We start from the raw sequence: 20638 nt of genomic DNA, 5'->3' as shown, positions 1-20638 counted from the left end.
TGGCCGCCCGTGCGACCTTGCAATGACAGGAGCAGCCGTTTGGCGACCCTGGACCTTCCTCCGGCCCGCCGCGCCGTCTACGCCTGCGATCCGGCGGCGTCGCGCGGGCGGCTCTTTCCCGAGCACGCCTCGCCGACCCGCACCGAGTTCCAGCGCGACCGCGACCGTATCATCCATTCGACGGCCTTCCGCCGCCTCGCACATAAGACACAGGTGTTCGTGCCGCTCGACGGCGATCATTTTCGCACCCGGCTGACGCATACGATCGAGGTCGGGCAGATCGCGCGGGCGCTCGCGCGGGCGCTCGCTCTCGATGAAGATCTGGCCGAGGCGGTGGCGCTCGCCCATGATCTCGGCCACCCGCCCTTCGGCCATGCCGGCGAGCGCGCGCTGCAACGCTGTATGGCCGATCACGGCGGCTTCGACCACAACGCCCAGGCGCTGCGCGTCGTCACTCTGCTGGAGCGCCGTTACGCCCGCTATGACGGGCTCGATCTCACTTTCGAGACGCTGGAAGGCGTCGTCAAGCACAATGGCCCGCTCGCCGGCCCGAAGGCCGCGCGCGTCCTGCCGGCCTATGTGAGGGAGTTCGACGCGCAGTTTCCGCTCGGGCTCGATACATTCGCCAGCGCCGAGGCGCAGGCGGCGGCGATCGCCGACGACATCGCCTATGACGCCCATGACATCGACGACGGGCTGCGCGCCGGCCTGTTCACGCTCGAGGACATCGCCGCGGCGCCGTTCATCGGCGTGATGCTCGACGAGATCGCCGCCGTCTATGGCGCGATCGAGGAGACGCGAATCATTCACGAGCTGGTGCGGCGCGTCATCACGCGCTTCGTCGAGGATGTGATCGTGCAGTCGAAGAAGCGGCTCGCGCTGACGGCGCCGCAGAGCGCCGAGGACGTGCGGCGCGCCGGCGTCGCCATGGTCGCCTTCTCGCCGCCCATGGCCGAGGCCGACCGCTCGATCAAGGCGTTTTTGTTCCCGCGCATGTATCGGCACGAGAAGATCGTCGGCGTCTGGACGCGCGCCGAGGAGGTGATCTCGCGGCTGTTCCCGGTCTATCTCGCCGATCCGGGGCTGATGTCCGCCGAATGGGCCGAGCTGGCCCGCGCGGAGCAGGGCCGCGCGCGCCATGTGGCGGATTATATCGCCGGCATGACCGACCGCTTTGCGCTCGGCGAATATCGGCGGCTGTTCGGGGAGACGGTGGCGTTGGGGTGACGGAGCGGCGCGCTCCGGCAGACGCGCGCGAACGGAGAAATGAACGAGACAGACGAGAGCTGCGCCCTCGCGGGCGAGGGCGCAGTCGAAGCTGGCGGTGGGCTCGCTCAGCGCGTGCCGCCCGTCTGGGCCTTCTGGGGAACGACCTGTGATTTCACCGCATTGAGAGAGACGGTGGAGAGCGGCGTCGTCGCGCCGGCGCAGAGCGAGCTCGTCGAGGGCAGGCGCCAGACCTGGAAGGTGAAGTCGGCGTTGACCGACGCGCCCGAGAAGTTGGAGATGCGCAGAATATGCCATCCCCGCGTGGTGGTGATCGCCTTGACCAGCGGACGCAGCGAGCCGTTGCCATCGTCATCGCGCCAGGTGCGTCCGTCGGGCGCGACCAGAGTCGCCTCGAGGTCGGTCTCCTGATTGTTCACTGCGATGCGCAGGCATTCATTGCCGGCCGAGAACACTTCGATGGTGAAGGGATCGACATTGCCGTTGGCGTTGGTCTCGGTGGTGCCATTGGCGATGAAGCTGTTGTTGAGATAGGCGAAGAGCTTCGGACCCGCGAAGGCCGGGCTGGTCGCCGCGAGAGCCGCGCCGCCGACGAGAGCGAGGCGGAGGGCGCGAGAAGCGTTCTGCATGTTCATCTTTCCAACTCCTCAATTCCAGAAGAACCTTGAAATGTTTCGGTTCAGGACGAGAGGGAGTATGGTCGGCGCCGTCGTTTCTCGATGTGCGACTTCACATATCGCGAATGCTGCGGCGCAGCGCATGCGCGCGAGCGAAAGCGCCGCGCCTCGCACGGGGTGGTCGAGCGCTATGATGGCGAACATTCCTTACGCCATTCCATTTTCACCTGATTCGCGCTATGGCGTCGGCTCGAGACAGATGTTCCAGGAGCGCGCTGGCGAATGGGCCGGGCGCCATCGGCGAGGGGCCTTCAGCAATGAGCGCAGATGTGTTGGAGTCGGGTCGGCTCGTGACGGTGTTCGGCGGGTCGGGCTTCATCGGCCGCCATGTCGTGGGCGCGCTCGCCCGCGACGGCTGGCGCATTCGTGTCGCCTGCCGCCGGCCTGATCTCGCCTTCCATTTGCAGCCGCTCGGCAAGGTCGGGCAGATTTTCCCCATCCAGGCCAATCTGCGCAACAAGGCCTCGATCGCCGCCGCGGTGAAGGGCGCCGACGCCGTCGTCAATCTGGTCGGCATTCTCGCCGAGGGCGGCAAGCAGAGCTTCTCGGCCCTGCACGCCGAAGGCGCCAAGGCGGTCGCCGAAGCCGCGGAGGCGGCGGGGGCCATCCATTTCGTGCAGATTTCGGCGCTCGGCGCCGACGCCCATTCGACCTCTGTCTACGCCCGCACCAAGGCGGCCGGCGAGGCGGCGGTGCGCGAGGCCTTCCCCGCCGCGGTGATCTTTCGGCCGTCGGTCGTGTTTGGCCCGGAGGATGATTTCTTCAACCGCTTCGCCACGATGGCCCGCTACTTCCCCGTCATTCCCGTGGTCGGCGAGGGAACGCGCTTCCAGCCGGTCTATGTCGGCGATGTGGCGCGCGCCGTGGCGCTGGCGGTCGACGGCCGCGCCGCCGCCGGGGCGACCTATGAGCTCGGCGGGCCGGAGGTGAAGAGCTTCCGCGAGCTCGTGCAATATGTGCTCGAGGTGACCGAGCGCGACCGCCGCATCCTGCCCATGTCCTTCCTCGCCGGCAAGAAGGTGGCGCTGATCACCAAGATCGCGGGCGCGCTGTCCTTCGGCCTGTTCCCGAAGCTGCTGTCGATGACCCCCGATCAGGTCGAGCTGCTGCGCCATGACAATGTCGTCTCGGCGCAGGCGAAATCGACTGGCATGACGCTGGAAGGGCTCGGCCTCGCGCCGACGGCGATCGAGGCGATCGTCCCGTCCTATCTCTACCGCTATCGCAAGACCGGCCAATATCAGGCGCAGCGGCTCGCGTAGGTTTCGAGCGAAGCGAAGCAATCCTTCAGCCGTGCGGGCGGCTGGATTGCTTCGTCGCTTCGCTCCTTGCGATGATGGACGTCCTGCCTCGCAGGGGCTCGTCATCGCGAGCGAAGCGAAGCAATTTAGAGCGGCAGGGCGGAATCTCGTCGCCTCCTCACGGCGCGCGCACAAAAGGCCGCGGGGCCGGCGTGGCCGCGAGCCGCTTGTGCAGTCGCACCATGAAGGCGACGCCGAACAGCGGCGTCAGCAGATTGAGCCCCGGCACGGCGACGAAGCCGGCGATGAACAGGCCGGCGACGAACAGGGTCGTCGCATGGCGGCGCGTCATCTCGCGCGCTTCCGTCAGCGAGCGATAGCGCGTCGCGGCGAAGGCGAAATATTCCCGGCCGAACAGGAAAGCGTTGGCCAGGATGAAGACGATCGCATTAATGCCGGGCACGAGCAGCAGCAGCAGCGCGATGAAATTGACGCCGGCCGAGACCAGCGCGAAGCGCAGCGCCATGATCATCGCCTGACCGGCGGGCAGCGGGCGTCCGGGCGGCCCTTCGGGATCGATCTCCCGCTCGACGATCTCGGCGAGATCGTCGAGGAAGAGGCCCGCCACCAGCACCGAGATCGGCGCGATCAGAAAGGCGAGGCCGACGACGAGCCCGGCGCCGGTCACGAAAGTGACCGCCGTATGCAGCAGGACATTATCGACGCTGACGAAGGAGAGGGCGAGCTTGTCGAGCCCGACCCAGGCGAGCGCAAGCAGCGCGAAGGTCATGCCGAGGCTCTTGAGCAGCACATTGCGGAAGGGCGGCGAGAGAATTTGGCGCGCGGCGTCGATGGCGTCTTGCAGCATTGGAGCTCCGTTCGGCGAACCCGCCGCGGAAATGGGGAGGCGGAGGCGCGGGCGCAAGCCCGCAATGTCGGTCGGCTCGGCGGTCACCCCGCCTCGGGCGGGGCGCGGTCGGCGGCCATTTCCTCGCATTCGCGTTCCGACAGCGCTTTCGACAATTCGCGCGCGCGGCGCATCGCCTCGGCGGCGGCGCGCTCCCCGGCCGGGCGCGCGGGACGATCGCTGTGGCGGAACAGCACATCCATCACCGCCTGCACGCCGGCAGGGCTGACGGAGCGCAGATCGGCCTCGAAGAAGCCGGCCGAATGCGGCCCGGTGACGATCTCATAGGCCGGGAAATAGACGAGGTCGGGGCAGTCCATCGCCGTCTCCTCGCAGGCCGCTCGCAAAGCCGCTTTGCTATAGGCGGTCGCGCGCTGCACATGGGCGCCGGAGGCGGTGGCGACGAGAGGCACCGGCGAGACGGTCGCCATCACGCGAATGGCGGGATTGAATCGTTTCAGCAGCCGCACGGCGGCGATGAGATCGTCGCGGGTCTCGCCGCTGCGGAAATTGACGAAAGCGTGGCGATCGGGATCGAAGGCGCCGGCGATGGTCCCCGGACAGGCGGGAAACACCGCGCCATCGGCTCTGGAGACCCAGGCCTCGGTGAGGCCTAGGGTGAAGACGAAGAGGCTCGCTTGCGCGATCGCCTCGCGAATACGCTCGTGATGCGAGGCGAGGATGAGATCGAATTCCTCGTCCGATCCGGCCGGATCGGGCAGTCCGGGGCGAAACGGGTCGATGACCGCCTCGTCTATGGCCCAGCGGTCCTCGACCGGGCGGAAGTCGCCCGCGACCCGCTCCAGCATCTGCCGCAGCTGCCGCGCCGTATAGATGTTGCCATAGGCGGCCGAATAGAGGTGATAGCCATAGCGGTCGGCCTCCTCGACGCATTCGGTGCGCACATAGGGAAAGCCGGCGCTCTCGAAGAAGGGGATGATATTGGCGGCGAAGCAGCTTCCGGCCGACATGATCCTGTCGTCCGCGCGCAGCAGCGGCGCCTCGGCTCCGACGAGCGCCTGTGCGTCATAGCCGCGGGCGACGGAGCGCGACCAGAAGGCCGTGTCCGGCAGAGCGAGATAGGGATGGCTCGCGCCCCTCTTCACGCGGCGACGTCCTCCAGCGCCTGCTTCAGCACGATCGCGCCATAGGCGGCGTTGGCGTGGGTGACGTCCGGATGCCAATATTGCTCGAGCAGGAAGCCATCCTCGTCCTGCAGTTCTCTCGGCACGGGAATGAAACGGGCGCCGTGGCGATGAGCGATTTCGGCGATCATGTCCTGCAGCAGGAACCACATCTTCAGGCGGACATGCGGATCGGTGATCTTGATGTCCTCTATGCTCTGGCCGAGCTGGGCCGCCCAATCGCAGAAATAGGGCTCCTGCGCGAGCAGCTTGCGCAGCGCCTCATTGTCCTTCTTGGGCGGCGGCGTGCCCAGAAGCGTCACCGAGGACGGCCCGCGCTCGTTCAGCATGGCGAGCACGCCGTTCAATTCGTCGAGGTCGATCTCGTTGAAGCGGCGCTTGATGCGGCTCTGCGAGACGATCTGGAAGCTGGGGATCAGCCGCTTCACCTTGTTGGAGAGGAAGTCGAAGGCGAAGGCTGCCTGGAAGAAGTAGCCGACATTATGCTCGTTGCCGCCCCAGATGATCACGAGGTCGGCGCCGGCGGCGTTGTCGGCGAGGGCGCGCCAATAGGCTTCGTCGCGCGGCCAAGTTCCTTCGAGCACGTGAAGATTGTCGCGCTTGCGCAGCGCCGGCGGGTGCTTCACATGATTGACAGTCAAGGCGGTGAGATGGGAATGTCCCGCGAGGATCACCTTCGCCGACGGCCGAGAGGAAGCGGCGGCGTCGGCAGTTTCGGCAAGGTCTTGGTCACCTGCGCGGATGGCCATTTCGACTCTCGATCTCTCTCTCTTTTGCACCTAGCCACGCTCCTTGCGCAAAGAGGTCCGGCGATTCGCTGCTAGCACACTGATAAACCCATGCAAAGCATGCGCCGAGCCGGTGCTGCGCTCCGTTCATACGACCGCGGGACCCTAGCGATCAAACAGGATTTTGGAAAGCCCGGGGCTCGAAGAACGGCCGCGGGGCGGAACTCTCGGGCGTCTCGCTGTGGCCGTTCTTCGAGACGCCCGCTTCGCGGGCTCCTCAGAGCTGGTGAATCAATTGGCTCTTCGGCGTTTTTGTGCCCTCCGAGTTACTGATTTGGCTGAGGTCCAAAATCGCGAACATCGAAAGATTCACAAGCTCTCAGGACGAGGGTGGCAGGACTTTGGTCTTCACCCGATCTCCCGGCCTCGGCTCGCTCTTGGACGCATCGGATTAGGTGACGACCGGCTACGGCGCGCTCTCCGCGTTTCCGCGCGCGTAGGGGCGCCAGGCGCGGTCGGTCGCGCCCTTGCCCGGCTGGCGGCTCACCGACATCATTTCCTCTTCTTCCTCGCGCGCCTGCTTGGCCAGCGCGATGTAGGCGGCGTTCTCCTGCGGCGCGAGGTTCGGATCATGGGCCTCGGCGAGCTTGCGCAGCGACCTGCGATCGCCCTTGACGAAGGTCTTCACGATCTTCTCGGCTTCATAAGGGTGGACGCCGAGCGCCTCCAGGGCCGAGCGTCCGGCGCGCACCGCGCCGTCGAAGGTCTCGCGGATGATGTCGTCACAGCCGGCGCTGTAGAGATCATAGACATGCAGCCGGTCATAGGCGCGGGCGACGATGTGAATGTCGGGGCGCACGCGCTTGGCGTATCTGACGATGGTCAGGGCGCGCTCCCGGTCGTCGATGGCGACGACGAGGAGGCGCGCCTCCATCAGTCCGGCGGCCTCGAGCAAGTCTGGTCGCGCCGCGTCGCCGAAGAACGCCTTGACGCCGAACCGGGCGGCGGCGTCGACGGTCGCGGCGCCGAGATCGAGCGCCACGGTCTCATAGCCGTTGGAGCGCAACATGCGATTGACGATCTGCCCGAAGCGGCCGATGCCGGCGATGATGGCGACGCCTCTCGCGTCGATCGCATCGGCCGCGCGCGCCTGCTCCTTCGTCGTGCGCGGCAGGATCACGCGATCGAACAGGATGAAGAGGAGCGGCGTCGCCAGCATCGACAGAGCGGCGACGAGCAGAAGAAGCTTGGCGACCGCATCGGGCAGAATGGCGTTCTGCGCCGCGAAGGCGAGGAGGACGAAGGCGAACTCGCTCGCCTGCGCCAGACCGAGCGTGAAAAGCCAGCGATCGGCGCCGCGCAGCCGGAACGCGCCGCCGATCGAATACAACACGGCCGCCTTGACGAAAATGAGCGCCGCGGTCAGTCCGAGCACGAGCGGCGCATGCTCGATCAGAAGCGAAAAATCGATCCCCGCGCCGACGGTGATGAAGAACAGGCCGAGCAGCAGGCTCTTGAACGGCTCGATGTCGCTCTCGAGCTCATGGCGATATTCGCTGTCGGCGAGCACGACGCCGGCGAGGAACGCGCCGAGCGCCGGCGACAGGCCGACCAGCGTCATCAATAGCGCGATGCCGATCACCAGCAGCAGCGCGGTGGCGGTGAACATTTCGCGCAGCTGCGCCGAGGCGATGAAACGAAAGAGCGGCCGCGTGAGAAAATGCCCGCCAATCACCACGAGGGCGATCGCCGCCAGCGTGACGGCGCCGGCGGCCCAGCCCGGCAGGCCGTGAACGAGAGACGTCACATGCTCCGCCGTCTCGCCGCTCGCCGCATGTGCGCCGGGTCCGGCCAGCAGAGGCAGCAGAGCCAGCGTCGGAATGACCGCAATGTCCTGCAGCAGCAGCACGGCGAAGCTGGCCTTGCCGCCGTCGCTCTCGAGCAGTCCTTTCTCCGAGAGCGTCTGGAGAACGATCGCGGTGCAGGAGCCGGCCGCCATCAGCCCGATCGCCAGCGCGGCGGGCGCGCCCGTCCCGGCCGCGAAGGCGAGGCCGCACACCGCCAGCGCCGTGGCGACGAATTGCAGCCCGCCCAGTCCGAGCAGGCGGTCGCGCATCGCCCAGAGCTGTCGCGGCTCGAGCTCGAGGCCGACCAGGAACAGCATCATCACGACGCCGAACTCGGCGAACTCCTGCAGCTTCTGCGTCTCCGCGCCGACGATGCCGATCAGCGGGCCGATGACGACGCCGGCGACCAGATAGCCGAGCACCGATCCGAGACCGAAGCGCTTGGCCAGAGGGACGGCCGTCACCCCGGCGCAGAGATAGACGAAGGACTGGAAGAACAAGCCGTCCATCGTCGCTCACCCGATCATGCGGTCGAGCCGCGAGGCGGCGAGATAGTCGCTGGCGCGCGAAGCGGCGAGGTCGAGCCGATCGTCGCGCAGCGCCTCGAGCAGGCGGATATAGCCGTTCACATGCTCCCGCCGCCGCGTCTCCTCGGCCTCGAGCGCGCCGAACAGAATATAGGGAGCGAGAAAGCTCATGCGGCAGAGATTGGCCGTCGCCTCGAGCGGCAGCAGCAATTGCCGAACCGGCGGATAATCGCGGCTGTCCGGCCCATAGGCGTGCTCCGGCGCGCCGGTGGTGATGGCGCAGAGCCAGGGCTTGCCGGCGAGGGCGTCGCCCGCTTCGCCATAGGCGAAGCCGTGCTCGAGCACGAGGTCCTGCCATTCCTTGAGCAAGGAAGGCGTCGAATACCAGTAGAGCGGAAATTGAAAGACGATCGCCTCATGCTGCTGCAGCCGTCGCTGTTCGCGCTCGACGTCGATCTCGAATCTCGGATAGTCCGCATAGAGATCGACGATGGTGACGCCTCCGATCCGCCGCGCCGCGTCCAGCATCGCGCGATTGGTGCGAGAATGCCGATGCGCCGGATGCGCGAACAGAACCAGCGTCTTCATTCCGCCCCCGCTCCTTCGCCTGCGTTCGCGCCAGTTGCGCCTTATAGCACCGATCCACCGCCGGGACGTCAGCTCGGCGTGAAGGCAGGACGAAGCAGGGGCGCGGTCATTGGGCGGAAGGACGATCGTCCCGTCACCCTCGTCCTGAGGAGCCCGCGCAGCGGGCGTCTCGGATCGGGGGGCGTCCTTCAGTTGTTGAAGCGGAAATGCAGCACGTCGCCGTCCGCCACCACATAATCTTTGCCCTCGAGCCGCAGCTTGCCGGCCTCGCGCGCGCCGGCCTCGCCGCGCAGCGTCACATAATCGGCATAGGCGATGGTCTCGGCGCGGATGAAGCCCTTCTCGAAATCCGTGTGGATGACGCCCGCCGCCTGCGGCGCGCGCGTGCCCGCCTCGATCGTCCAGGCGCGAGCCTCCTTCGGCCCCACGGTGAAATAAGTGAGGAGATGCAGCAGGTCATAGCCGGCGCGGATGACGCGGTTGAGGCCCGGCTCGGCGAGGTCGACCGCCTCGAGATAGTCCTTCTGCTCCTCGGCAGGCAGCACGGCGATCTCGCTCTCGATCTTGGCCGAGACCACCACTGTCGCCGCGCCTTCCTCGCGCGCCCGCGCCGCCACCTTCTCGGAGAAGGAATTGCCCGTGGCAGCCGCGCTCTCCTCGACATTGCAGACATAGAGCACGGGCTTGGACGAGAGCAGGCCGAGCCCGGCGAGCGCGCCGCGCTCCTCCGGCTTGATCTCCACGACCCGCGCCGGTCGGCCCTCGCGCAAGAGATCGAGGCAGCGCCGCATCAGATCGAGCAGCTCCTTGGAATCCTTGTCGCCGCCCTTGGCCTTTTTCTCGAGCGGGATCACGCGTTTTTCCAGACTGTCGAGATCGGCGAGCATCAGCTCGGTCTCGATCGTCTCTATGTCGCGGATCGGATCGACGCCGCCCTCGACATGGGTGACGTCGCCATCCTCGAAGCAGCGCACCACATGGGCGACGGCGTCGCATTCGCGAATATTGGCGAGGAACTGATTGCCGAGCCCCTCGCCCTTGGAGGCGCCGCGCACCAGGCCGGCGATATCGACGAAGGTGAGGCGCGTCGGGATGATCTGCTTGGAGCCGGCGACCTCGGCGAGCGCGTCGAGCCGGGGATCGGGCACGGCGACCTCGCCGACATTGGGCTCGATGGTGCAGAACGGATAATTGGCCGCCTGCGCCGCCGCGGTCTGCGTCAGCGCGTTGAACAGGGTCGACTTGCCGACATTGGGCAGGCCGACAATTCCGCATTTGAAGCCCATGGCGTCCCGTATCCTCGCAGAAAGCTCGCTGCGGCGCGGTATGGGCGGGACCGGCCGAAAAGGCAAGGGCGGGGAGGTCGGGCGCAAGGTCGTCGCAGCGCGGCGCGCCGTTTCAGGCGCGGCGCGCGATGACGATCTGCGTGTCGCCATAGCGGCGGCGCTCCGCCTCGGCGACGCCTTCGGGGAGCGGGACCGGCTCCTCCGCCGCCTCCTCGATCACGATCAGCGACTCCTCGGCGAGCCAGCCGCCCTCGAGCAGAGAGGCCAGCGCGCGCGGGGCGAGGCCGCGGCCATAGGGCGGATCGAGAAAGGCGAGGCTGAAGCGCTCGCCGGGCGGCGCGAGGCCGAGCTTCGTCGCATCGCGTCGGAAGACGCGGGTGACGCCGCCGAGGCCGAGCGCATCGATATTGGCGCGCAGAAGCGCGCGGGCTTCCACGCCATCGTCGACGAACAGCGCCCGCTCGGCGCCGCGCGACAGCGCCTCGAGGCCGAGCGCGCCGACGCCCGCGAACAGGTCGATGACGCGCGCGCCGGCGACCGGATCGCCATAGGCATGGGCCAGAATGTCGAAGATCGATTCGCGCAGCCGATCCGAGGTCGGGCGGATGTCGCGACTCTGCGGCGCCTTCAAATTACGGCCGCGCAGCGCGCCGGCGACGATGCGCATCGCTCAGCCGCTCCCGGCGGCGCTCGTCGGCGGAGCCGACGGCCCGAATGGCGAGCCTGAAGGCGCTCGGTCTGAAATTGCGCTCGGACCGCGAGCGTTCAGGCTCGCTCGGATCGGCTTCCTCTCCCGCGCAGCGGGAGAGGGGTGGGGAGGGGACGCCATGATCTGCGCCATTCACGAACGTTCGCGCGGCTTGCGCGGGCCGCTGGGCTTGCCTCCTGCGGGCTTGCCTCCCGAAGGTTTGCCCCCACGCGGCTTGCCGCCGGGCTTCCCTCCGCGTGGCGCGTCCCGCGGCGGGCCGCGGCGTTCGGCGCCATCGCGCCCGCCGGAGCGCGGCCGCGCGTCCTTTCCATCTTCTCGGCGCGGCTTGGCGAACCCGCGCTTCGCCGGCGCCTCGCCCTCGGGCCGCGGACGGCGCGGCCGTTCGTCGCGACGCGCGTCATCTTCCCCGCGCCGCACGAAATTGCCGCGCCCCTCGGGACGGGGGCGGGCCTCGCCCTCGGGCCGCGGACGACGGGGCCGCTCGGCGCTCTCGCCGCGGCGGGCGTCATCGCCGCCGCGCCGCACGAAATTGCCGCGCCCCTCGGGACGGGGGCGGGCCTCGCCCTCGGGCCGCGGACGACGGGGCCGCTCGGCGCTCTCGCCGCGGCGCGCATCATCGCCGCCGCGCCGCACGAAATTGCCGCGCCCCTCGGGACGGGGCCGGGCCTCGCCCTCGGGCCGCGGACGACGGGGCCGCTCGGCGCTCTCGCCGCGACGCGCGTCATCGCCGCCGCGCCGCACGAAATTGCCGCGTCCCTCGGGGCGGGGCCGGGCCTCGCCCTCGGGCCGCGGACGACGGGGCCGCTCGGCGCTCTCGCCGCAGCGCGCATCATCGCCGCCGCGCCGCACGAAATTGCCGCGCCCCTCGGGACGGGGGCGGGCCTCGCCCTCGGGCCGCGGACGACGGGGCCGCTCGGCGTTCTCGCCGCGGCGGGCGTCATCGCCGCCGCGCCGCACGAAATTGCCGCGTCCCTCGGGGCGAGCCTCGCCCTCCGGACGCGGGCGGCGCGGCCGCAGCTCTTGCCGCGCTCCGCCGTCGCGGCCTTCGCCGCGCGGCGCTCTGCGGCGCTCATCGGCGCCATGGGCGGCGGCGGCCTCGCGCCGTCGCGGCGGCGCGCGCTCGGGACGCGCTTCGGCGCTTTCGCCGCGCTCGGCCTGGAAACGGCGGGCGTTGCGGGTCGCCAGCGGCGGCGCCTCCTCCTCCAGGCGGCGGCGCACCGGCTTGATCGTCTCCACGGCGACGGCGCGGCCCTTGCGGTCGGCGGTGGCGCTGCGCTCGATGCGGGCGCGCGGCGCCTTCTTGCCGCGGCTTTCCTCGACTTCGGCGCGCAAAGTGGAGACATGCTTGCGCGCGCGCGTTTTGGCGTGCTGGCGGCGCTCCTCCTCGATCACATGCTCCGGCTCCGCCGTCTCGCGCCGCGGCGACGAAAAATCGACGCCGGCGAGCTCGGCGAGGCCCTTGCCGAGCTGCTCGCGCAAAATCTTGAGCTTGACCTCCTCTACGGCGCCCTCGGCCAGCTCGCCGAGCTGGAACGGCCCGAAGGAGATGCGGATCAGCCGGTTGACGCCGAGCCCCAGATGCTCGAGCACGCGCTTGATCTCGCGATTCTTGCCCTCGCGCAGCGCCATTGTGATCCAGACATTGGCGCCCTGCACGCGGTCGAGCCGCGCCTCGATTGGCGCATAATCGACATCGTCGACGGTGACGCCCTTGCGCAGCTCGTCGAGCCTCGCCTGGTCGATCTCGCCATGGGCGCGCACCCGGTAGCGGCGCGTCCAGCCGGTCGCCGGAAGCTCCAGCGTGCGCGCGAGGCCGCCGTCATTGGTCAGCAGCAGCAGGCCTTCGGTGTTGATGTCGAGCCGCCCGACGCTGACGAGCCGCGGCAGATCGGGATGGCGCTCCTCGAGAAAGCCGAAGACGGTGTCGCGCCCTTCCGGATCCTTGGCGCTGGTGACGAGCCCTTCCGGCTTGTGGAACAGAAACAGCCGCGTCGGCTCGCGCTCGGCCAGCGGCGCGCCGTCGACCTCGATGCGGTCGCCCTCGCGCACATTGAAGGCGGGGCTGTCCAGCACCGCGCCATTGACCGCGACGCGGCCTTCGGCGATCCAAATCTCGGCGTCGCGGCGTGAGCAGGCGCCGGCGCGCGCCATCACCTTGGCGATGCGATCGCCCTCGAAAGCCTTGGGCGCCTGTGGCTCCGGCTTTGCTTTTACAGGCGCGCGGCGACGCGGCGGGCGCTCGCCGCCCTCGGGGCGATGGCCCGCCTTTTGCGGTTTTTTGTCGGTCATACATCCTGATAGCAGGTCGCGCGCCTCGTGAGAAAGGCGCCACAGCCCCTTTTTCACTCGTCATTCGCCATGAATCTAAGTTATGCCGTGCCGAAGCTGGGGAAACCCCGCGGCGCCGGAGACGAAACGGCGGGCTCCCCTATCTCGTCCCATCATCGCGTAACGTTTCGCCCGGGAGGCGGCATGGCTCATCTCATCGTTCATGGCGGACGCCCGCTCGAGGGGCGAATCGTTCCTTCCGCGAATAAGAACGCCGTTCTCCCCATTCTCTGCGCCACGCTGCTGACCCGCCATCCGCTGCGCATCCATGGCGTGCCCGAGATCACCGATGTGCGGAAAATCCTCGAGCTGTTCCGCACGCTCGGCAGCGATGTGCGGATGGATTATTCCACCGGCTTGCTGGAGCTCTGCCATCAGGCGACGCGTTTCGATCCGGCCGCGCATCGGCTGCCGGTGGAGATGCGTTCCTCCATCATGCTGGTTCCGCCTCTGCTCGCCCGCTTCGGCGTCGCCCGGCTCGAGAATGACGTGAAGGGCTGCACGCTCGGCGTGCGCGAGATCGACCCGCATATCGAGGTGCTGCGCTCCTTCGGCGCGCGCATCGAGGAGAGCCGCGATTCGCTGATCATCCGCGCCGACGGCCCCTTGCGCGCGACGCGCCATTGGCTCGACTACGCCTCCGTCACCACCACCGAGAATTTCGTGCTGTGCGCGGCGCTGGCGGCCGGCGAATCGAAGCTGACCAACGCCGCCTCCGAGCCGCATGTGCAGGAGTTCTGCGATTTCATGCGCTCGCTCGGCGCGCGCATCGAGGGCGTCGGCACCTCGCAGCTCACCATCGAGGGGGTCGACGAGCTCGCCGGCGGCGAGTTCCGTCTGACCGAAGACTTCCACGAGGTCGCGACCTTTCTGGCGCTCGGCGCGATCACCGGCGGCAGCATAGCGGTGAAGAATTCGGCGCCCGATCAATTCCCGCTGATCGACCGCACTTTCGCGAAATTCGGGGTCACGATCCATCACGAGGACGGCTGGTCGAAGACCAAGGCCAATGGCCCGCTGAAGGTCGCCGAGCCCTTCACCCGCAATGTGCTGCAGAAGGTCGAGGCGGCGCCTTGGCCTTATCTGCCGGTCGATTTGCTGCCGATCTTCATCGCGCTCGGCGTGAAGGCCGAGGGCAGCGTGATGTTCTGGAACAAGGTCTATGACGGCGCGCTCGGTTGGACCGGCGAACTATCGAAGTTCGGCGCGCATGTGTTCCTGTCCGATCCGCATCGGCTCGTCGTGTTCGGCGGCAAGCCATTGATGGCGTCGGAGGTGGAGAGCCCCTACATTATCCGCGTCGCCATCGCTCTCTTGATGCTGGCGGCGAGCATAGAGGGGCGCTCGGTCATCCATAATGCGACGCCGATCAAGCGCGCCCACCCGCGCTTCGTCGAAAACCTGCGCGCGCTCGGCGCGGAAGTCGAGTGGACCGGCGGAGATTGAGAATTCAATTATCCGAATCTCGACGCGGGGCCACCTTCTCCCGCAGGGCGGGAGAAGGTGGCCCCGCGAAGCGGGGTCGGATGAGGGCGCCTCAGAATGCGCGGAATCGTCGAGGGAGCGCCACGGCGGCGAGGACCCTCATCCGACCCGGCTTCGCCGGGCCACCTTCTCCCACGAGTGGGAGAAGGAATCGCAGCTCATAGATTGGTCAGAACTTCTTCGAGCGCGGCGTCGAGCTCGCTCGGCGTCGGCTCCACGATCGTCGCCGTTTCCGTGAACACCAACACGCAGCGGATCGTCTTGCCCGGATAGAGCTGCGCCGCGGCGGCGCGATAGACGGCGAGCTGGCGCAATTGCGTGCGGCTCGGCGGATTCCGCGCCGCGCCCGTCTTGAAATCGGCAACAATTGCTTCGCTGTCCGTCTCGGCGAGACGGTCGATGCGGCCGGTCACCGCGATCTCGCCGCGCGAGCCCATGAGCCGCGCGACGATCTCCACCTCCGGCGCCGAGCGCGGCCCGAACAATGCCACGAGCGAGCGATCGGCGATGACGGCGAGCGCAGCACGCGCCACTCGCTCGCGCTGCGCCTCGTCCAGACTTACGGCGCGAAGCTCCAAAAACTTGCGCGCCGCCGCTTCGCGCCGCTCCGGCGGCGTGTCGGGCAGGCGCTGCAGCAGCGCATGGGTGAGGCGGCCGATCAGCAGGCGTTCGCCGTCCTGGCGCGTCGTCGACGCATATTCGTCCGCGACCGGAATCCGATCGGCGGCGGCGAGCGCCGTCACCGGACGCAGCGGCGGCGCCGGCGCGCTCTCGCGCGGCGCCGGCTGCAGCGCATAGGCGGGAAGCACGACGCGCTCCTCGCGCGCAGGCGTCGCTTGGACGCGCCCGCGCGCGGCGTCGCCGCGCACGAGAATCTCCTTCGTCGCCTCGAACGGATCCGGCGCGCGCGCGCAGCTCGGCTCGAGCGCGTCGCGAATCGCGTCGTACCAGCAATCCTCGGCCCGGCCTCGCGGGCCGTGAAAGCCGGCGATATAGAGCCGCTCCTCGGCGCGCGTCAGCGCCACATAGAGCAGGCGCCGATGCTCGTCGCGCGCCGCTTCGCGCAGCGTCTCCCGCGCCCGCGCCACTGCGGGCGGATCGGCGTCCTTGCCCGTCGACCAGACGAGCGCCGCTTCGTCCTCCTCGCCGAGCACGAAGAGCTTCGGGTCATGATGTCCGGCCGGCGCGCCGCAGGTGTCGGGCAGAAACACGACCTTGGCCTCGAGTCCCTTGGCCGCATGCACCGTCATCACGCGCACGGCGTCGCCGGCCTGCTCCATGTCGCGCTTGATCGACAGCTCGAGCGCTTCGACGCTCGCCAGAAAGCCGGTGAGCGTTTGCGCCTGCTCGCGCTCGAAGGCGCTCGCGAGACGCAGGAACTCGTCTATCGCGTCATTGGCCTCGACACCGAGCCGCGCGACGAGCTTCTCGCGGCCGCCGCCGGCGCCGAGCGCGAGGCTGTAGAAATCGAAAGGCGCGAGCGTGCGCGCGAGGCGCGACCAATGCGCAATGAGAGCCGCGGCCTCTGCATGACGCGGCTGCGGCGAAGCGGCGAGCGCATCATGGAGCGAGCCGCTGCGACCCGGCGCGAGAGCGATGAGATCGTCGTCGTCGAGGCCGACGAGCGGCGATTTGAGCAGAACGGCGAGCGTCAGATCATCCTCGCGCAGCAGCGCGGCGCGGCCGAGCGCGACGAGATCCATCACCGCTATATGGCCGGAGAGATCGAGACGATCGGCGCCGGCGACGGCGACGCCTTCCGCCTTCAGCGCGCGGATCACCGCCTCGAAGAAAGCGTCGCGCTTGCGCACCAGGATCATCACATCGCCGGGCCGCATTGCGCGGATCGCGCCTTTGTCCTCGACGCATTCGCCATTCTCCGGCGCGAGCAGCGCCTTCGTCCTGCGCGCGATCTTGCGGGCGAGACGCGCGGCGGGCGTGGCGTCGTTCACATAATCGAGCGGCAGGCGCCAATCGGGCGGCGCCTCGGCGACATCGGCGCTCTCGGGCTCCCAGATCTCGACGCGGCCGCGCACATCGGCCTTCCACGCCTCATGCTGCGGCGCCGGCTCCTGCGGATCGGCGCTGAGGCCGCGGCGATTGCCTTCATGCGCGAAAATATCGTCGACCGCCGCGAGCACATCGGGCGAGGAGCGGAAGGAGCGCGTCAGCCGCACCGTCTCGAAGCTCATGCGCGCGTCGCGGAAGCGGCCGGCGAAAACGCGGCGCATCGCGTCGAACTTCTCCGGCGCCGCGCCCTGAAAGGAGAAGATCGACTGTTTCTCGTCGCCGACGGCGAAGAAGCTGCGCGCCGCGCGCCGCGCGCTGGCGCCGGCGCAGAACTCCGCGGCGAGCGCCGCCAATATGTCCCATTGCGCCGCGCTCGTATCCTGCGCCTCGTCGACGAGAATATGGTCGATCTGCGAATCGAGCTTGTAGAGCACCCAGCCGGCGCTCGAGCGCAGCAGCAGCCGGCGCGTGCGCTCGATGAGATCGTCGAAATCGAAGAGGCCGCGATTGCTCTTCATCCGCTCGTAATCGGAGAGGATGGCGTCGCCGATCGCGGCGAGCGCCATCGAGCGGTCGAAAGCCGCCGCCGCCTTGCGCCGCTCGATGAGCGCGACGAGCCGGTCGCGCTCGTCCTCGAGCCGCGCCAGCAGCGCAGGCTGCTGCTTCTGCAGGCCGGCTGAGATGATCTTCTGCTTGCCCGATCCGCGCGGCTCGCCCTTCTGCGTGAAGAACACCGCGAGATAATCGTCGATATCGCCGCTCTGCGCCGCGGCGGCGAGCGCATCGCCGAGCTTGCCGTCATTGGCGCCGCCGCGGCGCAGCGTCTGCGCCAGCTCCGGCCAGTCGCGCGACGGCAATCCTCCCTCGAGGATCTCCGCTTCGATCGCCGCCAGCGTCTCACCCTCGGCGAGGCCGAGATGGCGGCGCAGCGCGCCGGCGTAATCGGCCGAGGACAGATTGCGATGCGTCTCGCGACGGCCGAGCAGCTCGCGGATGAGATCGTCGAAGCCGCCGCCGGAGCAGAGCCGCGATAGTTTCGCGAGCGCGCCCTGCAAGGCGCCGCCGTCGAGCGCTGCGCGCGCGAGCGTGTTGCGGCGCGCGCGCTCCAGCAATTCGGCGCGCTCGAGATCGTCGAGCACGCGGAAGGAGGCGGAGACATTGGCCTCGAAGGGAAAAAGATGCAGCAGCCTTTCGCAGAAGGCGTGAATGGTCTGGATCTTCAATCCGCCCGGCGTCTCCACCGCATGCGCGAACAGCTTTCGCGCGCGCGCGAGATCGGCGGGGAAGGGGCGCGGGGCGCCGGTCGCCATTATGGCCGCGGCGAGCGCCTCGTCGTCGAGCAGCGCCCAGCCCGCGAGAATGTCGAAGATGCGCGCCGCCATATTGGCGGCTGCGGCCTTGGTGTAGGTGAGGCAGAGAATATGCGAGGGCGAAGCGCCGGCGAGCAGCAGCCGCACCACGCGCTGCGACAGCACATGCGTCTTGCCCGAGCCCGCATGCGCCGACACCCAGGCCGAGAGGCCGGGGTCGGAAGCGATGCGCTGCTTCTCGCGTGTGTCCTGCGCTATCGGGCGGCGGTCGCTCATAGGGGCCAGTGGTTTGCGTCACGTGAATAGATGTTTTGAATAGCGAGCCTGAAGGCTCGCGGTCCAGGGGCCGCGTTTGGACCGCGAGCCTTCAGGCTCGCTCTTTCCGCCCCGTCAAATCGACCGCATCACGCTGCTATGGCGATGTCTGTTCTATGCGTTCGGCGACCGTCTCGTCGATCATGCTGTCGAGATCGGTGGCTTTCGTCTCCTTGGTCAGCAGCAGCGCAATGATCGTCGAGGCGCCGAGCGCGGCGAGATAATAGCCGACCGAAACGGCGCCGTAAGTCTGCGCGAGCCATGTGGCGACGAAGGGCGTCAGCGCCGCGCCGAGAATGGAGGCGAGATTATAGGAGACGCCGGAGCCAGTGTAGCGCGTGTTGGTCGGGAACAATTCCGGCAGCAGCGCCGACATCGGCCCGAAGCTCAAGCCCATCAGCGTCATGCCGATGCTCAGAAAGACGAGGATGACGCCGCGATTGGCGGTGGCGCCGGAGCCGACGATCTCCCGCGAGAGGAAGAATTTGAAGCCGAGGCCGAAGAGAACGATCGCCGTCGTCACGACGAGCAGCAGCCGGCGGCGGCCGAAGCGATCGGCGAGCCAGCCGGAGACGGGAATGAAGGCGGCGAAGAAGAGAACCGAAATGAGCTGCAGCACGAGGAAGTCGCGATAGCCGACGCCGAGATTGCCGAGCTCGACCTTGCCGATGCCATAGGAGAGAATCCAGGTGGTCATCAGATAGAAGAGACCATAGGTCGCGACCATGATGAAGGTCCCGAGCGTCAGCTCCTTCAGATTGGCGCGGAACACCTGGATGAGCGGCGATTTCAGCTTCTCGCCGCGCTCCAGCGCGCGCGCGAACACCGGCGTCTCATGCAGCTTCAGGCGCACATAGAGGCCGAGCGTCACCAGAATGATCGACAGCAGAAACGGCAGGCGCCAGCCCCAGGTCAGAAAGTGCTCGTCGATCTTCGCCTTGGTGGAGTCGAAGCCGAAGCCGATGGTGAGCGAAAGGAAGAAGCCATTGGCGAGGATGAATCCGAAGGGCGCGCCGAGCTGCGGCCACATCGCGGCCCGTGCGCGCTTGCCCTTGTCGGCGGTCTCGGTGGCGAGCAGCGCCGCGCCCGACCATTCGCCGCCGAGGCCGACGCCCTGGCAGAAGCGGAAGACGGTGAGCAGCAGCGGCGCGAACAGACCGATGCGATGATAGGTGGGTAGCAGGCCGATGGCGAAAGTGGCGAGGCCCATCAGCAGCAGCGAGCCGACCAGCGTCGCCTTGCGGCCGACGCGATCGCCGAAATGGCCGAACACGACCGAGCCGATCGGCCGCGCGATGAAGGCGACGCCGAATGTCGCCATGGAGGCGAGCAGAGCGGCGCTGCCCTCGCCGGCCGGAAAGAACAGCAACGGAAACACCGACACGGCGGCGGTCGCATAGATGTAGAAGTCGAAGAACTCGATCGTCGTGCCGGCGAGGCTCGCGAAGATGATGCGATTGCGGTAGCTCTTGTCGGGCGGCTCGAGACTCATCTTTGCGTTTCCTCAGCGTGCATGCGTCGGCATGAACGGCTCCGCAGGAGCGGGGAGACCGAGCCGAGACGCCAGCGAAACTATGGCCAAACCCTAGCCATCGCAACCGATCGCCGGGCTTCAGGCGGAGCGTCGTGGACCGATCGTCGGAAGGTCGGTGAGCGCGAAGCCTTCATCTGTCGTGAGAATGGGGATCGCGCGCGATTTGGCGCTCGCATAGTGAAAGCAATCTGCGAGATTGAGCCCCTTGTTGCGATCGGCGGGGGAGGAATAGCGATGGCGGCCGTAGCGGTCGAACGCCGTCAAGGCCAAGGAAAGCTCGCCCGCAGAGACAGGCAGGGTCTCGACGCCGGCAATGGATAGAAACGAAAGGACGCGCTCCTCGGAGACCGAGATCGGCATGTTCTTTTTTCTATGAATCGCTGCGGTCGTTTCCCAAACGGCGATCACATTGGTCACGAGAGGCGTCGCGGCGTCGTCGATCTCGGCGGCCAGCCGCTCGCCTTCGGCTTCCTGCAAGAGAATGGCCGCCATTACCGAAGCGTCGACGAACATCAATCGACCGTCTCGTCGCCGAGCTCGTCGAAAAACGCCTTGTCGATGACGACGCCGGTGTCGGGATAGGCGGCGATCTCGTTGCGCAGCGGCTCCGAGCGCAGCCACAGCGGTTGCTCTGAGCGCACGCGCGTCAGCTCGCGCCGCAGCGCGTCCCGCACCGCCTCGGTCTTCGTACTCCGGGTAAGCGCCGCCAATTGCGCCGCCAGCCGGTCGACTTCGTCGTCGCGAATGTCCAGAGACATGGCCGTTTCCTATGAC

General features: G+C 68.0%; 16 protein-coding genes. 3 read left to right on the top strand and 13 right to left on the bottom strand.

What is annotated here, in order from left to right; translation table 11 throughout:
- The first annotated feature begins 39 nt into the window (after nt 1-39).
- Nucleotides 40-1227: a deoxyguanosinetriphosphate triphosphohydrolase gene (locus tag CQW49_RS09435; RefSeq protein ID WP_003613947.1), complete on the top strand. Its 1188-nt coding sequence runs from the start codon at nt 40-42 to the stop codon at nt 1225-1227.
- Nucleotides 1228-1334: 107 nt separating this feature from the next.
- On the opposite strand, the gene CQW49_RS09430 is transcribed toward CQW49_RS09435, so the two are convergent.
- A complete protein-coding gene (locus CQW49_RS09430; RefSeq protein ID WP_003613949.1) occupies nt 1335-1862 on the bottom strand; it encodes a hypothetical protein in 528 nt (175 codons plus the stop codon).
- 299 nt (nt 1863-2161) lie between these two features.
- Here CQW49_RS09430 and CQW49_RS09425 point away from each other — a divergent pair, with 299 nt between their 5' ends.
- The gene (locus CQW49_RS09425) at nt 2162-3166 is read left to right on the top strand and encodes a complex I NDUFA9 subunit family protein (RefSeq protein ID WP_003613952.1); all 1005 of its coding nucleotides are present in this window, start codon (nt 2162-2164) and stop codon (nt 3164-3166) included.
- Between the two features lie 157 nt (nt 3167-3323).
- On the opposite strand, the gene CQW49_RS09420 is transcribed toward CQW49_RS09425, so the two are convergent.
- From CQW49_RS09420 to CQW49_RS09385, 8 genes are all read right to left on the bottom strand, one after another.
- Nucleotides 3324-4013 carry a sulfate transporter family protein gene (locus CQW49_RS09420; RefSeq protein ID WP_003613953.1) on the bottom strand — a complete coding sequence of 230 codons (690 nt, stop codon included), beginning with the start codon at nt 4011-4013 and terminating at the stop codon, nt 3324-3326.
- An 83-nt stretch (nt 4014-4096) separates the two neighbouring features.
- The gene (locus CQW49_RS09415; RefSeq protein ID WP_003613954.1) at nt 4097-5158 is read right to left on the bottom strand and encodes a GSCFA domain-containing protein; all 1062 of its coding nucleotides are present in this window, start codon (nt 5156-5158) and stop codon (nt 4097-4099) included.
- Nucleotides 5155-5946 (bottom strand): hypothetical protein, encoded by a 792-nt coding sequence (locus CQW49_RS09410; RefSeq protein WP_003613955.1) that lies wholly within the window; start codon nt 5944-5946, stop codon nt 5155-5157. The genes CQW49_RS09415 and CQW49_RS09410 overlap by 4 nt, the downstream gene beginning before the upstream one ends.
- A 445-nt stretch (nt 5947-6391) precedes the next feature.
- Nucleotides 6392-8281: a cation:proton antiporter domain-containing protein gene (locus CQW49_RS09405; RefSeq protein ID WP_003613956.1), complete on the bottom strand. Its 1890-nt coding sequence runs from the start codon at nt 8279-8281 to the stop codon at nt 6392-6394.
- A 6-nt stretch (nt 8282-8287) separates the two neighbouring features.
- Entirely contained in the window at nt 8288-8887 is a 600-nt protein-coding gene (locus CQW49_RS09400; RefSeq protein ID WP_003613959.1) for an NAD(P)H-dependent oxidoreductase, read from the bottom strand.
- A 188-nt stretch (nt 8888-9075) separates the two neighbouring features.
- The gene (ychF, locus tag CQW49_RS09395; protein WP_003613961.1) at nt 9076-10173 is read right to left on the bottom strand and encodes a redox-regulated ATPase YchF; all 1098 of its coding nucleotides are present in this window, start codon (nt 10171-10173) and stop codon (nt 9076-9078) included.
- A 112-nt stretch (nt 10174-10285) separates the two neighbouring features.
- On the bottom strand, nt 10286-10840 hold the full coding sequence (gene rsmD, locus CQW49_RS09390) for a 16S rRNA (guanine(966)-N(2))-methyltransferase RsmD (RefSeq protein ID WP_003613962.1): 555 nt from the start codon (nt 10838-10840) through the stop codon (nt 10286-10288).
- A 174-nt stretch (nt 10841-11014) separates the two neighbouring features.
- On the bottom strand, nt 11015-13171 hold the full coding sequence (locus tag CQW49_RS09385) for a pseudouridine synthase (protein ID WP_099831768.1): 2157 nt from the start codon (nt 13169-13171) through the stop codon (nt 11015-11017).
- Between the two features lie 183 nt (nt 13172-13354).
- Here CQW49_RS09385 and CQW49_RS09380 point away from each other — a divergent pair, with 183 nt between their 5' ends.
- Nucleotides 13355-14656 (top strand): UDP-N-acetylglucosamine 1-carboxyvinyltransferase, encoded by a 1302-nt coding sequence (locus tag CQW49_RS09380; protein ID WP_003615405.1) that lies wholly within the window; start codon nt 13355-13357, stop codon nt 14654-14656.
- A gap of 197 nt (nt 14657-14853) precedes the next feature.
- Here CQW49_RS09380 and addA read toward each other — a convergent pair whose 3' ends face one another.
- The 4 genes from addA to CQW49_RS09360 form a co-directional block, all read right to left on the bottom strand.
- On the bottom strand, nt 14854-18291 hold the full coding sequence (addA, locus tag CQW49_RS09375) for a double-strand break repair helicase AddA (protein ID WP_003615407.1): 3438 nt from the start codon (nt 18289-18291) through the stop codon (nt 14854-14856).
- 136 nt (nt 18292-18427) lie between these two features.
- Nucleotides 18428-19822, bottom strand: coding sequence for an MFS transporter (locus CQW49_RS09370; protein WP_003615410.1), 1395 nt, complete (start codon nt 19820-19822; stop codon nt 18428-18430).
- 120 nt (nt 19823-19942) lie between these two features.
- Nucleotides 19943-20377, bottom strand: a complete 435-nt coding sequence (locus CQW49_RS09365) for a type II toxin-antitoxin system VapC family toxin (protein ID WP_003615412.1) — start codon at nt 20375-20377, stop codon at nt 19943-19945.
- On the bottom strand, nt 20377-20622 hold the full coding sequence (locus CQW49_RS09360) for a type II toxin-antitoxin system VapB family antitoxin (RefSeq protein WP_003615414.1): 246 nt from the start codon (nt 20620-20622) through the stop codon (nt 20377-20379). Before CQW49_RS09360 ends, CQW49_RS09365 begins: the two co-directional genes overlap by 1 nt.
- Nucleotides 20623-20638 lie beyond the last annotated feature (16 nt).

The organism is Methylosinus trichosporium OB3b (assembly GCF_002752655.1).
Taxonomy (GTDB): Bacteria; Pseudomonadota; Alphaproteobacteria; order Rhizobiales; family Beijerinckiaceae; genus Methylosinus; species Methylosinus trichosporium.
The sequence above is the reverse complement of the archived record's forward strand: the minus strand, read 5'-3'. Positions and strand labels throughout refer to the sequence as shown.

What these genes read in the sequence shown, in the direction of transcription:
- CQW49_RS09430 (WP_003613949.1), bottom strand. Translation starts at nt 1,862, where the DNA reads ATGAACATGCAGAACGCTTCTCGCGCCCTCCGCCTCGCTCTCGTCGGC.
- CQW49_RS09425 (WP_003613952.1), top strand. Translation starts at nt 2,162, where the DNA reads ATGAGCGCAGATGTGTTGGAGTCGGGTCGGCTCGTGACGGTGTTCGGC.
- CQW49_RS09420 (WP_003613953.1), bottom strand. Translation starts at nt 4,013, where the DNA reads ATGCTGCAAGACGCCATCGACGCCGCGCGCCAAATTCTCTCGCCGCCC.
- CQW49_RS09410 (WP_003613955.1), bottom strand. Translation starts at nt 5,946, where the DNA reads ATGGCCATCCGCGCAGGTGACCAAGACCTTGCCGAAACTGCCGACGCC.
- CQW49_RS09405 (WP_003613956.1), bottom strand. Translation starts at nt 8,281, where the DNA reads ATGGACGGCTTGTTCTTCCAGTCCTTCGTCTATCTCTGCGCCGGGGTG.
- CQW49_RS09400 (WP_003613959.1), bottom strand. Translation starts at nt 8,887, where the DNA reads ATGAAGACGCTGGTTCTGTTCGCGCATCCGGCGCATCGGCATTCTCGC.
- ychF (WP_003613961.1), bottom strand. Translation starts at nt 10,173, where the DNA reads ATGGGCTTCAAATGCGGAATTGTCGGCCTGCCCAATGTCGGCAAGTCG.
- rsmD (WP_003613962.1), bottom strand. Translation starts at nt 10,840, where the DNA reads ATGCGCATCGTCGCCGGCGCGCTGCGCGGCCGTAATTTGAAGGCGCCG.
- CQW49_RS09385 (WP_099831768.1), bottom strand. Translation starts at nt 13,171, where the DNA reads ATGACCGACAAAAAACCGCAAAAGGCGGGCCATCGCCCCGAGGGCGGC.
- CQW49_RS09380 (WP_003615405.1), top strand. Translation starts at nt 13,355, where the DNA reads ATGGCTCATCTCATCGTTCATGGCGGACGCCCGCTCGAGGGGCGAATC.
- addA (WP_003615407.1), bottom strand. Translation starts at nt 18,291, where the DNA reads ATGAGCGACCGCCGCCCGATAGCGCAGGACACACGCGAGAAGCAGCGC.
- CQW49_RS09370 (WP_003615410.1), bottom strand. Translation starts at nt 19,822, where the DNA reads ATGAGTCTCGAGCCGCCCGACAAGAGCTACCGCAATCGCATCATCTTC.
- CQW49_RS09365 (WP_003615412.1), bottom strand. Translation starts at nt 20,377, where the DNA reads ATGTTCGTCGACGCTTCGGTAATGGCGGCCATTCTCTTGCAGGAAGCC.
- CQW49_RS09360 (WP_003615414.1), bottom strand. Translation starts at nt 20,622, where the DNA reads ATGTCTCTGGACATTCGCGACGACGAAGTCGACCGGCTGGCGGCGCAA.